The following is a 12,898-nucleotide window of genomic DNA, read 5'->3' as shown; positions in this document are numbered from 1 at the left end:
GGGGCCGGGGGCCCTGGCCGCCGGCTCCCGGCGGGGCCTAGGCTGCCGACCATGCTGAAAGTGGGCCTGACAGGCGGAATCGGTGCCGGCAAGAGCGAGGTCTCGCGGTTGCTGGCGGGGTACGGGGCGGTCGTCGTGGACGCCGACCGGATCGCGCGGGAGGTCGTGGAGCCCGGTACGCCGGGCCTCGCGGCCGTGGTGGAGGCCTTCGGGAGGTCCGTCCTCACCCCGGACGGCGCACTCGACCGGCCCGCGCTCGGAGCGATCGTGTTCGCCGACCCGGACAAGCTCCGCACCCTGAACGCGATCGTGCACCCGCTGGTCGGGGCCCGTTCCGCCGAACTGGAGGGCGCGGCCGGGCCCGACGCGATCGTCGTCCACGACGTACCGCTGCTCACGGAGAACGGCCTCGCGTCCCAGTACGACCTGGTCGTGGTCGTGGACGCCTCCCCGGAAACCCAGCTGGCCCGGCTGGCGGCCCGGCGCGGAATGACCGAGGACGACGCCCGGGCCCGGATGGCGGCCCAGGCCACCCGGGAGCAGCGGCTGGCGGTGGCGACCCTGGTCATCGACAACGACGGGCCGCTGGAGGCGCTGGAGCCCCAGGTACGGGCCGTGTGGGACCGGCTCCGGCAGAAGGCCGTCGGGGCCTGAGGCGCACCGGGAGAGCGGGGCGCCCCGCGCCGGCGCGGAACGGCGCGCTCGGCGGGGCGCGTTGAACACGTCCGTAGAGGGAAGGAAAGACACCGTGTCCGATACCACGCCCCCGCCCCCGCAACAGCCCTCCGAGCCGTCCGGGCACTCCGGGAGGTCCGGGCGGTCCGGTTCGAGGTCGTCCGGGTCCGCGAGTCCCGAGACGCACGTCATCGACTTCCGGGCCGCCGAGCAGCTGCTGGCCGCCCGTGACCCGCGCGGCGCGGTCAAGCTCCTCGACTCCGTCATAGCCGCCCACCCCGAGAACACCGCCGCCCGGCTGCTGCGCGCCCGCGCCTTCTTCGCGGCGGCGCAGCTGCGTCCCGCCGAGCTGGAGTTCGAGCTGGTGCTGGAGCGGGAGCCGGACAACGCCTTCGCCCATTACGCCCTCGCCCGTACCCATGAACGCTCCGGGCACCGCGAGCAGGCCCGCCGCCACTTCCGGCTGGCGGCCGCTCTGGACCCTCAGCCCGAGTACCTGGCGGCGGCCCGGTTCGACGACAACCCGTAGGCGGGGGAGGGGGAAGCTCGGCGTTCCGTCGCAGGAACGGGCCCGCCCGGCCCGCGCGGTGGCGGAGGGAATCGGGTTCCTCGGCGCTTCGCCGCCGCGTCGGCGGGGGCGCCGGGCCCCGGCCGGTGCGGGGCGCTCTGGGCTACCGGGCGTGCGGAGGCTCGTACGGGGGGACGTCACGGCCCGGCTGGTAGTGCGGGCCCTGGCGGATGTGCCGGGTCACGACCACCAGGTCCACCGCCGCCAGCAGGGCGACGACGCCGCAGGCGGCCGCCCAACCGGGCCGGCCGCCCAGCGAGAACGCGATCGTCCCCGCCGCGGCCCAGAGCAGCCCCCACAGGCTCAGCCAGAACCGCAGCCGCAGTGGGCTACGGGCGGTCACCGGCTCGTTTCCGGAACGCATGCGCACCGCCTCGTCCCGCGTCGCTCGACTCGGCCCGGATCGTGGTCCGGATCGCCCGCCCCGCCCGGTCCAGGAAGTGCCGGTCGGGCGGACCCTTGGTTCCATGGTCCCACTCGGGGCGCGGGCGCGGGCGCGGGGGCGGGGGCGGGGCGGGCGGGGCGAGAGCCGGGGCTACGGGTTGAGCTTGTTGACGGCCGTGGTGGTCGTCTTCTTGAAGGCGGGGACGGGGGCGTCCGTCAGGTGTCCCATCTGCCCCCAGTTCACGACGGTCACCGTGGCACCGTCGCGTCCGATGCCGAAGAGGTGCACGCCCGGCTCGGACTCCGGGATGGAGGCGTGGACCCCGTAGACGTGCGCGCCCTCCTCGACGGCGATCTTCCCGTAGTCCTGCCAGGAGGCCGTCCCACCCGGGGTCGCGCGCAGCCAGTCCGCGGCGCAGGCCGCGACCTTGCGCTCCAGTGTGGTCACGAGCTTGGCGGCGGCGGCGTTCGAGGCGGTCCGTACGGAGATCTGCGCGGCGCCGGTGTCGAGGTCGGTGCCGAAGGTGCGGTGCCAGCTGCCGGCCGCCGGCAGGACGCCGTCCAGGCAGAACGGCACGGTCTCCGGCAGCCCCTTGGTGACCTTCCCCGCGAACCAGGGGGAGGAGGGGTGCGGCGGCAGGTCGGTGCCGTTGAGGAAGCCGGGCGCGGTCGCGGCGGCGGTCGCGGTCGTCGAGGTGGTCAGGAGCAGGGCGGCGGCGGCCGCGAGGACGGCGGTGGCCAGGGCGGAGCGTCGGAACACGATGTTCTCCCCGTACGAGGTGCGGTTGAAGGTGGACTGCGTCAACAGCCTTCCCCCGCCGGGGGCGGCAGGCCAGGGAACGCGCCGGATCCGGGACACTGGAACGGCCGTACACGCCGTCACCTGGGGGAACACCCTCTGGGTGGAACGGAGTCACGGGACGGGGCGGGGGGAAGTGCTGTGGGCGAGGCGGGACGACCGGCGCAGGGGCCGACCGAGACGGAGGCGTTCGCGCGGCTGATGCGGGAGCTGAAGGAACGCGCGGGACTGAGCTACGGGCTGCTGGCCCGACGGCTGCACACGAGTACGTCGACCCTGCACCGCTACTGCAACGGTGAGGCGGTACCGGCCGAGTTCGCGGCGGTGGACCGCTTCGCGCGGGCCTGCGGGGCGACGGGCCCGGAGGCCCTGTCCCTCCACCGCGCATGGCTCCTGGCGGACGCCCGCCGCCGTGCGCCGGGTGCGGCGGGTCCGGTGGAGCCGCAGGCTCCGGGGGCGCCCGGGGCGGCGGGGGCGGTGGCGGCGTCCGGGTTGGTACCCGGGCCGGTTCGGGAGGCGGCGCCCGGAGCACCGCTCGGCTCGTCCCCGGCGGCAATCGCAACGGCCGGTCGGGGCCGGGCGGTGGCGGCGGAGGCAGTGGCGTCCGACCGGGTATCGGAGGTGCTGCCCGAGGCGGTCCCGGCCCCGCTTCCCGAAACACCGCCCCGGGCGGCGCCGCTCACCGCACAGATGGGGGAGGACGCACGAGGGCCCGAGGTGGCATCCACCCCGGCACCGAACCGACCAGCCGCGCCGACGGCTACGGGGGTTGCCGTTCCCGACCGTGGGACAGCTGTGGGGGCAGCCCGAGGGGCGGCTTCAGGGGCAGCCCCGGACGTCGTTCCTCCGTCCCTTCCCTCATCCGGGTCCGCGCGTGGGTCCGGACCCGCGTCCGTGCCCCTGCCCGGATCCGTGTCGTCGGTGGCCTCCGTTTCGGTGGCCGGTGCCGCTCTCGTGCCCGGAGGCGTGGGGTGGCGTGGGTGGTGTCGGCGGCGGGGTGTGGTGGTGGTCGCCGGGGTGGCGGCGGTGGGGGTCGTGGCGGGGGTGTTGGTGGTCGCCGGGCCGGAGCGGCGGCCCTCGGCTCGGGTGCCGGTGGGGGGCGCGGTCGCCGGGGCGCCGGTGCCTTCGGGGACGGGGGTGGGCGGGGTGTCGGCCGGTCCCTCCGCGTCGGTGTCGGTCCCGCCGGTCGGCTCGCCGTCGACCCCCGGTTCGGCATCCGCATCCGCGTCGGCATCCGGGTCCGGTTCGGCGTCGACCGGCGCCGCTGCGCCCGCGCCGCCGTCGCCCACCGCACCCGTACCGGCCGTGGCGCCGCTCAGGGCGGCCGTTCGGTCCCACGTGTGGGCGGCGGGCTGCGAGCACGCCTACCTCTCGGAGCGGGGGCCGACCGAGGTGCCGCCGCCCCCGCTGGAGCCCGACGCGCCCGCCTGGGCGCAGGCGCAACGGGCGGTGCACGCCGGGAGCCAGACCGTGGAGGTCACCCTGCACGGGACGGGGGAGGGGGCCGTGGTCCTGCAGGACCTCCAGGTCCGGGTCACCGCGCGGCGCTCCCCGCCCGCGTGGAACGTCTACCAGATGTCCCAGGGCTGCGGCGGCGCCCTGACCCCGGCCGGGTTCGCCGTCAACCTGGACGCGCCGCGGCCGCAGGCGCGGCCCGTCACGGGCAACGACGGCGGGGACCGGATCCCGGCACCGGTGTTCCCGATGCAGGTGTCGGCGGCGCAACCGGCCGTGCTGCGGGTGGTGGCCGCCGCCACGGGCTGCGACTGCGACTGGTACCTCGAACTCCGCTGGAGCGGCCCCGCCGGCTCCGGCACGCTCCGCCTCGACGACAACGGCCGGCCCTGGCGGACGAGCGCCACGGCGGGCCGGCCCGAGTACGGCTTCGCGAGCGAGCTGGGCCGCTGGGCGAAGTAGCCCGGAAACCTCGGGGTCGGGCTCTTCGTCGCAGGTCAGCGCCATTGTCGGTGGGCGCGCCTAGACTCGACGGCAGTGGATCCGCCATGACCGGGCGGAGCCGGGCGAGCAGGACGGGAAGGGGGACGACGCCGTGGTGCCGCACCCGCGAACGCAGCCGCAGACGCGAACGCAATCGCAATCGCAGACGCGCACCCAAGCGCAAGGCCGACCGCAGCCGCAGTCGGTGGCGTCGTTGCTCCGGTGCGCCGCCGTGTTCCTCCCGGCCGCCGTGCCCCGTGAGGGGCGGGTCGCCTTCTGGAGCCCGGCCGGGGACCCGCTGCCCGAGGCCGGGAGCCCGCTTGCGCTCCAGGTGGTCCGGCCGCACGGTGACGGGGTCCGCACCCGTACCGTTCCCGCCGTCGCGCTGTCCGTCACCGAGGCCCTCGCCGTTCTCGTCCACGCGCCGCGCGGCGCCGGCGCCGCCGCCTCGCCCGCGGCCCGGGCCTGGGGCACCGCCGCCGCCCAGGCGCTGTCCCTGGTGGCGCGGGGCCGCCTGCTGCCCGGTGTCACCCCCGAGGGCATCGACGCCTGGCGGGCCGGGCCGCTCGACGCGCAGGACGTGGGGCACCTGCGCGCCGTCGCCGCCGCCCTGCCCCACGAGGGGTACGCCACCCCGCTCGCGGGCCGCCGCCCGCTGACGCTGCCCGAACCGGAGGCCCTGGTACGGGCCTTCCTCGACGCCGTCGCCGACACGCTGCCCCGGACCCCGGCCGCGCCCTTCGCCGCCGGCCGGCCGTTCGCCGCGCGGGAGCCGCAACGGGTGCCGGGGATACAGGAGTGGGCCGCGCAGGTCGCCGCCGGCGCCGACGCCGGGGTGGGCATCTCGCTACGGCTCGACCTGTCGTCGTTCCGCCTGTTCGACGAGGCGGAGCCGCAGGACGTGCGCCGGGCGGGCGCCGCCGTCGTCCAGGTCCACAGCCTCGCCGATCCGACGCTGGTGACCGATGCCGGCCTGCTGTGGGGCGGTGCGGCCGCCGCCGCGTTCGGGCCGCGCGCCCGGATCGACGCCGTGCTCGCGCTGCGCCGCGCCGCCCGGATCTGGCCGCCGCTGCTGCGCCTGCTCGACCAGCCGGTGCCGGACGCCCTCGCGCTCTCGGACCCGGAGTTGGAGGACCTGCTGGGCGCCGTCGCGCCCCGGCTCGCGGCGGCCGGAGTGCTGGTCCACTGGCCGCGCGAGTTGGCTCGTACGCTGTCGGCGACCGCCGTCGTCCGGTCCACGGCGCCGGGTTCCGCCACCGACGGCACCGCCTTCTTCGACGCGGCGGGGCTGTTCGCCTTCTCCTGGGAGCTGGCGCTGGGCGGCGACCGGCTCACGCCGGGCGAGATGGACGCCCTGGCCCAGGCGCACCGGCCGGTGGTGCGGCTGCGCGACCAGTGGGTGCGGGTCGATCCGGCGCTGGTGCGCAAGGCCCGCAAGCGCGAGCTGGGGCTGCTGGACCCGGTGGACGCGCTGGCCACGGTCCTGAGCGGGACGGCCGAGGTCGACGGGGAGCCGGTACCCGCTGTTCCGGTGGGAGCGCTGGCCGCGCTGCGGGACCGGCTGACCGGGGACCTGCCCCCGATCGCACCGCCCGCCGCTCTCAAGGCGACCCTGCGGGACTACCAGCTGCGGGGGCTGGCCTGGCTGGACCTGATGACCTCGCTCGGTCTCGGCGGATGCCTCGCCGATGACATGGGCTTGGGCAAGACGGTCACCCTCATCGCCCTGCACCTGCACCGGGACCGTCCCGAGCCCACCCTCGTCGTCTGCCCGGCCTCGTTGCTGGGCAACTGGCAGCGCGAGATCGAGCGGTTCGCGCCGGGCACGCCCGTACGCCGCTTCCACGGTGGCAGCCGCACCCTCGACGGCGTCGACGGCGGCTTCGTCCTCACCACGTACGCCACCATGCGCGCGGGCTCTGCCCGGCTCGCCGGGCAGAGCTGGGGCATGGTCGTCGCCGACGAGGCACAGCACGTGAAGAACCCGCATTCGGCGACGGCGAAGGCCCTGCGGACGATTCCGGCGCCGGCCCGCGTCGCGCTCACCGGGACCCCGGTGGAGAACAACCTGTCCGAGTTGTGGGCCCTGCTCGACTGGACGACCCCGGGGCTGCTCGGCCCCCTGACCGCCTTCCGTGCCCGGCACGCCCGGCCGGTCGAGCACCAGCAGGAGGAGGACGGCGGCAACGAGGCGGCGGTGGCCCGGCTGGCCGCGCTGGTGCGGCCGTTCCTGCTGCGGCGCAAGAAGTCCGACCCGGGGATCGCGCCGGAGCTGCCGCCGAAGACGGAGACCGACCATCCGGTGTCCCTGACCCGCGAGCAGGCGTCCCTCTACCAGGCGGCGGTGGAGGAGGCGATGGCCGTCATCGAGGCGAGCGAGGGCATCGAACGGCGCGGCATGATCATGAAGTTGTTGGCCTCGCTCAAGCAGATCTGCAACCACCCCGCCCAGTACCTGAAGGAGGAGCCGCCCCGGATCCCGCACCGGTCGGGCAAACTCGCCCTGTTGGACGAGCTGTTGGACACGATCCTCGCCGAGGGCGGCGCGGTGCTGGTGTTCACCCAGTACGTGACGATGGGCCGGCTCATCGAGCGGCACCTCGCGGCGCGGGGCATCTCCCACCAGTTCCTGCACGGCGGGACGCCCGTCCCGCGCCGCGAGGAACTCGTCGACCGGTTCCAGTCCGGTGAGGTGCCCGTCTTCCTGCTGTCCCTGAAGGCGGCCGGTACCGGCCTGAACCTGACCCGCGCCGGGCACGTCGTGCACTTCGACCGCTGGTGGAACCCGGCCGTCGAGGAACAGGCCACCGACCGCGCCTACCGCATCGGCCAGACCCAACCCGTCCAGGTGCACCGGATCATCGCGGAGGGCACCGTCGAGGACCGCATCGCCGAACTCCTCGAAGCCAAACGAGCCCTCGCCGACGCCGTCCTCGGCTCCGGCGAATCCGCCCTGACCGAACTGACCGACCGCGAACTGGCCGACCTGGTCTCGTTGCGGAGGCCCGCATGATCACCGCACGGGACGACCGGCGCCGCACCTTCGAGACCGTGCCGGCCGGGGTGGAGGCCGCGACCTGGTGGGGGCAGGCCTGGGTCGCCGCCCTGGAGGCCCGCGCCCACGACGTGGCCCGACTCGCGCGCGGTCGTACGTACGCGACCGAGGGTCACGTCGAGGCGGTCACCGTCACCCCCGGCCGGATCGTCGCCTACGTCCGGGGCAGCAGGGCCCGCCCCTACCGCACCGAACTGTCGCTGGCCGCCTTCGCGGACGCTGACTGGGCGCGGCTCCTGGAGGCGGTGGCGGCGGATCCGGCCGCCCTCGCGGCCCTGCTGGAACGGGAAGTTCCGCAATCGCTCGCGGAGAGCATCCTGCCCGGGGCCGGCGAGCTCGTACCGCGCTGCTCCTGCCCCGACACGGCCCGGCCGCCCTGCAAGCACGCCGCGGCCCTCTGCTACCGGGCGGCCCGGCTCCTCGACCAGGACCCGTTCGTCCTGCTCCTGCTGCGCGGCCGGGGCGAGCGGGAGCTCCTCGACGAGCTGGGACGTCGAAACGCCGCCCATGCCGCCCGCGAACAGCCCGACACTGCCCCGGACTTCCCCGGGGTGCCCGCCCGCGCGGCGGTGGCCCGTACCGTCCTGCCCCCGCTGCCCGCCCCGCTCGCGCCGCCCGCGACCGTCGGCCTGCCGCCCGCCTACCCGGCGGACCCCGGCGCCCCGGACCCGCTGGCCCTGGACCAACTCGCCACCGACGCCGCCGGCCGCGCCCTCGCGCTGCTCACCACGGGTACCGACCCGACGGGGCGGCTCACCCTGTGGCAGGACGCCGTCCGGTTGGCCTCGGCCCACCACACCGCGGGGCTCACCGGTCCGGCCCGGCGGCTCTACCGCGACCTCGCGCGGGCCACCGGCCGCTCCACCACCGAACTCGCCCGGGCCGCCGCGGCCTGGCGGCAGGGCGGCCTGCCCGCGCTCACCGTCCTCGACGAGCCCTGGGACCCGCCGGCCGGCCCCTTCGACCGGGCCCGCCCGGCGCTCATCGCCGCCGGACTGGGCGCCTTCCGGCCCGAACGCAACCGCCTCACCGACCGCAGCCGTCAGCTCCGCCTCAGCCGCGAGGGCCTCTGGTACGCCTACGAGTCCCGTGTCGACGACGAGGACTGGTGGCCGACCGCCGCGCCCTCCGCGGACCCGGTCACGGCGCTGTCCCGCTGAGCCCACCCGCCCACCGGGTCAACGCGGCGAAGTCCCGAGCCCGCAGCCCGTGTCGGGGCAGCACCTTCAGGAGCAGCGCCGGAGCCGGGTGGTGTTCCGCGACCCAGGCCCGGTCCCGCGGCGTGATCATGTCGTCGACCCAGGCGAAGGGGCGGCCCGCCGCCCACTCGGTGAGCGCCCGCGTCTTCCAGGACAGCCCCTCGGGGTCCCGGGCGAACATCGCGGGCCATTCGACGACCCGCAGATCGCTCGGCAGACCGACGTGCGGGGAGATCATGGTGTTGGCCTGGTGGGTCCAGGCAGTGGCCCAGACGATCTCGAACGGCAGGCCCAACAGGTGCGCCCCGTGGGACGGGTGGAGCCGGACCCGGGCCCCGCGCCGGGCGGCACGCGAATCGGGGTCGCGGTAGGAGAGCCAGACGTCCGGTCGCATCCGATGGCTCGTGTACCCGCGCAGCGAGGCGAAGGGGGAGCGGAAGGGATTGAGGGGGCCGTCCACGTCGAGCAGGAGCAGCGGTCGTTCCGTCATGAAGTAGGCACTACCCAGTACACGATGGAGTGAAATGCCTACCGCCTCTATAACCCGAATGGGTTTACGGCGTTGTTCACCGGTGTGGGGGCAATGCCCCTCAATCCCTCCGGAAGACAGGAAATCTGATGCGTCACAGTCGTCGGAACGGCTTGATCGCGGCGATGGTCGCGAGCGGTGGACTGGCGGTCGCGGGGGTGGGCGGTCTGGCCCACGCCGATGCGGAAGCGGGCGGGAGCGCCGAGCGTTCGCCCGGAATCCTGTCGGGAAACCTGGTGCAACTGCCCGTGCACACCCCGGTCAACGTGTGCGGGAACACGGTGAGCGTCATCGGCGTCCTCAACTCCGCCGCCGGCAACCGCTGTACGAATGCCTCACCCGGGGGCGGGAATCCCGGGTCGCGGTCCGCCGGCCCGTCGGACCGGGCAGCCACCACCGGTTCCGGGGCGGCCAACGGCGGCGGAGCGGTGGCCCGGGGCGGCTCGAAGGATTCCCCCGGAATCCTGTCGGGCAACGGCATCCAGCTCCCCGTCGAGCTCCCGCTCAACCTCAGCGGCAACTCGGTGAACGTGGTCGGGATCGGCAACAGCTCCCACGGCAACACCTCGGTCAACGGGCAGACCCCCACCGGGGGCAAGCCGCCGCAGCCGGTCGCGCCCGTCACCCCGGTGACGCCCGTCACCCCGTCCGTCGCGCCGAGGCCGGTGACGCCGCCCGCCCCGCCCGCGCCGCCGCGCCACGTCTCGGCGCTCGCCCACACCGGCTCCGACGGCCTCGGCTACCTGCTGCCGGCCGGCGGCGGGCTCCTCCTCGGCGGCGCACTGCTCTACCGCCGCTTCCGCTTCCACTAGAGCGCCCGTACGGATCCTGCTGGCTGGCCCGGGCCGCGGGATCCGACCCCCCACCCCGCCGCCGGCCCCCGGCCCGGAGTCACGGCCGAGCCCGCCCGCCGCCCGGTCCACGCGCCACGGACGCCCTCGTTCGCCGCCCCGGCCCGGGGCCTACGGCCAGGCCCGCCAGCCGTCCAGGATCGCGTCGATCCGCTCCGCGAGCCGGGCCCGGGCGGCGAAGCGGGGGACCCCCGCCATCAGCAGCGCGTCGTACTCGGTGTCGGTGTGCCGCACGGCCGCCCGGACCGCCACGGACACCGCCAACTCGTCGAGGGCCCGGCCCGCCGCGCTGCGGCCCACCCGGCCGCTGCCGCGCAGCGAGGCGTGCGCGGCGATGTCCCGCGCCCGGTCCGGGGGACACCCGGGGAACAGCCGCAGGATCTCGGCGCCGAACGCGGCCGTGAACCGTACGTCCTCGGCGGCCCGCCGCAGCCGGTCGCGTTCTCGACGGCGGGCCCGCGCGTCGGCGTCCGCCAGGCAGGACCGCTCGGCGCGTGCCAGCGCCGCCTCCTCGACGAGCAGGCCCTGTCGTTCGTAGCGGCGGCGGCGCTTGTGCCGGCGTACGACGACGGCCGACAGCGAACTGGCCTCCCGGGCCCGCCGGGTGAGCGCCGCGTCGCCGCGCGGCAGGTAGACGAGGTGCCCGAGGTCCGCGCAGTGCAGACAGCGGGGCACGCCCGCCTCCCGGACGAGGTGCCGCAGCGGGCCCTGCCGGCAGTCCGCGCAGTGGATCTGCTTCGGTGACTCGAAAACGACGAGGCTCATACAGGGGTGATACCGCTGACCGGTGCGTATATCACCTTGTACAGATAGGTTGTTAGCCTTTCATCAACTGTTTCCCGCCGTCATGATGTCCTCCTACCGTGACGTGGATCGGGTGGGCCGCGAGGGGCCCGTGGGGGAGGGCGCATGGGCGGACGACAGGCGATGGCGAGGCGCCCGAGGGCGACGTCCTCGGACCTCGTGCGCCGGGAAGTCGTCATAGCGCCCGGCGGCTGCACCGGCTGGCACTACCACCTGGTGCCGCTGATGGCGGTGGTCAAGGCCGGAACCCTGACGCGGATCCTCGACGACGACACCGTCGAGGTGCACACCGTCGGCGACACCTTCGTGGAGCCGGAGGGCCTCGGACACGTCCACCTCGGCCGCAACTTCGGCAGCGAGGCGATCGTCCTCCACGTGACCTGCGCCCTCCCGCAGGACGCCCCCTTCGCCATATCCGTGCCGGCCCCGCTCGACGCCACCCCCTGCGGCTGCCCCGAACACTCCCCCTGAGCCGGCCGCGGGTACGCCGCCGGGCGGGTCGGGCCGGTGTCCGTGGAGACCCCCGTCCACCACGGACACCGACCGCACCCGCCCGGCGTCGCCCCCTTCCCCTCAAGCCCCCGGGGCCCCCGCTCAGACCAGGCGGCGGATCTCCCCGCGCACCCGGTAGAAACCGCCGGCGGCCGGGTGCAGCCCGTCCACCACGTACCGCGCCCCCACCTCCCGGATGCCGCGCGGGAACTGCACGTGCCACCCCGCGTCGAAGCCCTCGGAGATCACCTGCACCCGCATCCGGGCCCCCTGCTGGACGCACTCGACCACGACACCGCCGATCGGCACCGAGGCCCGCGAGACCGTCGCCACCGCCGCGGCCGAGGCCGCCGGGACGAAGACCGGCAGGGCCGCCGCCGACTTCACGTCCAACGCGGTGGGGACGGAACCCTGCTGGGCGGCCGCGATCGCCGCCTCGCTGGCGTCCACGCACACCAACGAACCGTCCGTGGTGACCAGGTACAGCCGCCCGTCCAGGTACTGCATCGACAGCGCGGAACCGCCGCCCGTCCCGAGCTTCCACAGTCGGCGCCCATCGGCGTCGAAGCAGTACACCGAGGACGAGGAGTCACCCGCGAACACGTGCCGCCCGTCGGGCGAGGTCGCGCAGGAGTACACGGCCGCGTCGCACGGGTACGAGGCCTCGACCGCGCCCGTCGCCTTCGACAGCCGCTGCACGGTGTTGCGCACCGTTCCCGCGTACACCGAGTGCTCCTCCTGCCAGCCGAACAGGACCCCGCCCGGGGTCCTCGTGTGCCACAACTCGCCCGTACCGTCCGCCGCGTACGCCGTCACGCCGTTGCCGTGACCGTGGTAGACCGCCCGCTCGTCCGCCCGGACCATCCACGCCCCGCCCCCGGAGGACTTCCGCGACCACTGGTGCTCGTCCTCGTGGTCGATGACCGTCAGGCCGCCGTTCGCGTCCGAGACGTTCAGCACGCCCTCGTGGATGTCGAGCCAGTAGATGTCCACGTCCGCCGCGATGCCGTACGCCCCGAACGGGACCTTCGACGACAGGTCGTACACCGTGCCGTCGTCACACCCCGCGTATATCCAGAAGTCGTCCGCGACCAGGCACTTCACCCCGTCCGGCAGCGAGTAGCGGGCCAGCACCTCACCGCCGTGGCTCACCGTGTAGACGTCGCCGGCCTGGTTGCCGACCCAGCAGCGGTCCTCGTCCACGTGGATCCCGAACGCCGAGGAGCCGGTACGGAAGCGCCACAGCACCGGGGCCACGGCGCGCGCCGTCGACGGCGCCGACGCGACCTGGCGGCGGGTCACCGAGCGGGCGGCGCGCCCGCCCCGCACGGCCGGCGCGTACCCCTTGCGGACCTTCTCGCCGACCTTCTTCGCGGCGGCCGCCCGGGCCTTCTCGGGCGTCGGGAAGGAGGAGCTCTGCAACTGGCCCTCGGCGCCGATGCGTCCGTACCGCACCGAGACGACGGTGCCCTCCACCGTCACCTCGTAGAACTTGTGCGCCGCGCCGTCGTCCTGCGACAGCTCCAGGTACGTCGTCTCCCGAGCCATGACAGACCCCTCCTCAGAGCCGGGCCGCCGGCTCCTGTCCACCGGTGATCCCTTCG

Annotated in this window: 12 protein-coding genes and 1 pseudogene; 8 read left to right on the top strand and 5 right to left on the bottom strand. The window is 75.3% G+C overall.

Annotation, left to right across the window (positions count from 1 at the left end):
* Positions 1 to 51: 51 nt before the first annotated feature.
* Both coaE and ACZ4XJ_RS06545 read left to right on the top strand, forming a co-directional pair.
* Positions 52 to 654 carry a dephospho-CoA kinase gene (gene coaE, locus ACZ4XJ_RS06550; protein ID WP_468495522.1) on the top strand — a complete coding sequence of 201 codons (603 nt, stop codon included), beginning with the start codon at positions 52 to 54 and terminating at the stop codon, positions 652 to 654.
* A 211-nt stretch (positions 655 to 865) separates the two neighbouring features.
* Entirely contained in the window at positions 866 to 1,204 is a 339-nt protein-coding gene (locus ACZ4XJ_RS06545; RefSeq protein ID WP_362878825.1) for a tetratricopeptide repeat protein, read from the top strand.
* A 142-nt stretch (positions 1,205 to 1,346) separates the two neighbouring features.
* On the opposite strand, the gene ACZ4XJ_RS06540 is transcribed toward ACZ4XJ_RS06545, so the two are convergent.
* Together ACZ4XJ_RS06540 and ACZ4XJ_RS06535 are read right to left on the bottom strand one after the other, a co-directional pair.
* On the bottom strand, positions 1,347 to 1,607 hold the full coding sequence (locus ACZ4XJ_RS06540) for a DUF6343 family protein (protein ID WP_362878739.1): 261 nt from the start codon (positions 1,605 to 1,607) through the stop codon (positions 1,347 to 1,349).
* A 171-nt stretch (positions 1,608 to 1,778) separates the two neighbouring features.
* A complete protein-coding gene (locus ACZ4XJ_RS06535) occupies positions 1,779 to 2,432 on the bottom strand; it encodes a hypothetical protein (RefSeq protein WP_468495521.1) in 654 nt (217 codons plus the stop codon).
* Between the two features lie 195 nt (positions 2,433 to 2,627).
* On the opposite strand from ACZ4XJ_RS06535, the pseudogene ACZ4XJ_RS06530 reads away from it, so the two are divergent.
* The 4 genes and pseudogenes from ACZ4XJ_RS06530 to ACZ4XJ_RS06515 all read left to right on the top strand — a co-directional run.
* Positions 2,628 to 2,735: pseudogene (locus ACZ4XJ_RS06530) on the top strand (helix-turn-helix domain-containing protein); the annotation flags it as partial.
* Between the two features lie 996 nt (positions 2,736 to 3,731).
* A complete protein-coding gene (locus tag ACZ4XJ_RS06525; RefSeq protein ID WP_468495952.1) occupies positions 3,732 to 4,343 on the top strand; it encodes a hypothetical protein in 612 nt (203 codons plus the stop codon).
* A 226-nt stretch (positions 4,344 to 4,569) separates the two neighbouring features.
* On the top strand, positions 4,570 to 7,377 hold the full coding sequence (locus ACZ4XJ_RS06520) for a DEAD/DEAH box helicase (protein ID WP_468495520.1): 2,808 nt from the start codon (positions 4,570 to 4,572) through the stop codon (positions 7,375 to 7,377).
* Positions 7,374 to 8,579 carry an SWIM zinc finger family protein gene (locus ACZ4XJ_RS06515; RefSeq protein ID WP_468495519.1) on the top strand — a complete coding sequence of 402 codons (1,206 nt, stop codon included), beginning with the start codon at positions 7,374 to 7,376 and terminating at the stop codon, positions 8,577 to 8,579. Before ACZ4XJ_RS06520 ends, ACZ4XJ_RS06515 begins: the two co-directional genes overlap by 4 nt.
* Here ACZ4XJ_RS06515 and ACZ4XJ_RS06510 read toward each other — a convergent pair.
* Positions 8,560 to 9,108, bottom strand: coding sequence for a hypothetical protein (locus ACZ4XJ_RS06510; RefSeq protein ID WP_468495518.1), 549 nt, complete (start codon positions 9,106 to 9,108; stop codon positions 8,560 to 8,562). The two genes, ACZ4XJ_RS06515 and ACZ4XJ_RS06510, sit on opposite strands and share 20 nt — an antisense overlap.
* Before the next feature lie 128 nt (positions 9,109 to 9,236).
* On the opposite strand from ACZ4XJ_RS06510, the gene ACZ4XJ_RS06505 reads away from it, so the two are divergent.
* Positions 9,237 to 9,959 (top strand): chaplin, encoded by a 723-nt coding sequence (locus ACZ4XJ_RS06505; RefSeq protein ID WP_468495517.1) that lies wholly within the window; start codon positions 9,237 to 9,239, stop codon positions 9,957 to 9,959.
* A gap of 150 nt (positions 9,960 to 10,109) precedes the next feature.
* On the opposite strand, the gene ACZ4XJ_RS06500 is transcribed toward ACZ4XJ_RS06505, so the two are convergent.
* Entirely contained in the window at positions 10,110 to 10,763 is a 654-nt protein-coding gene (locus ACZ4XJ_RS06500; protein ID WP_383999517.1) for a DUF2293 domain-containing protein, read from the bottom strand.
* A 144-nt stretch (positions 10,764 to 10,907) separates the two neighbouring features.
* Here ACZ4XJ_RS06500 and ACZ4XJ_RS06495 point away from each other — a divergent pair, with 144 nt between their 5' ends.
* Positions 10,908 to 11,273 carry a cupin domain-containing protein gene (locus ACZ4XJ_RS06495; RefSeq protein WP_362878725.1) on the top strand — a complete coding sequence of 122 codons (366 nt, stop codon included), beginning with the start codon at positions 10,908 to 10,910 and terminating at the stop codon, positions 11,271 to 11,273.
* A gap of 123 nt (positions 11,274 to 11,396) precedes the next feature.
* Here ACZ4XJ_RS06495 and ACZ4XJ_RS06490 read toward each other — a convergent pair whose 3' ends face one another.
* Complete coding sequence (locus ACZ4XJ_RS06490; RefSeq protein WP_362878723.1) at positions 11,397 to 12,842, bottom strand: WGR domain-containing protein; 1,446 nt, start codon at positions 12,840 to 12,842, stop codon at positions 11,397 to 11,399.
* Between the last annotated feature and the right edge of the window lie 56 nt (positions 12,843 to 12,898).

The organism is Streptomyces sp. NPDC029836 (genome assembly GCF_055574495.1).
The sequence above is the reverse complement of the archived record's forward strand: the minus strand, read 5'-3'. Positions and strand labels throughout refer to the sequence as shown.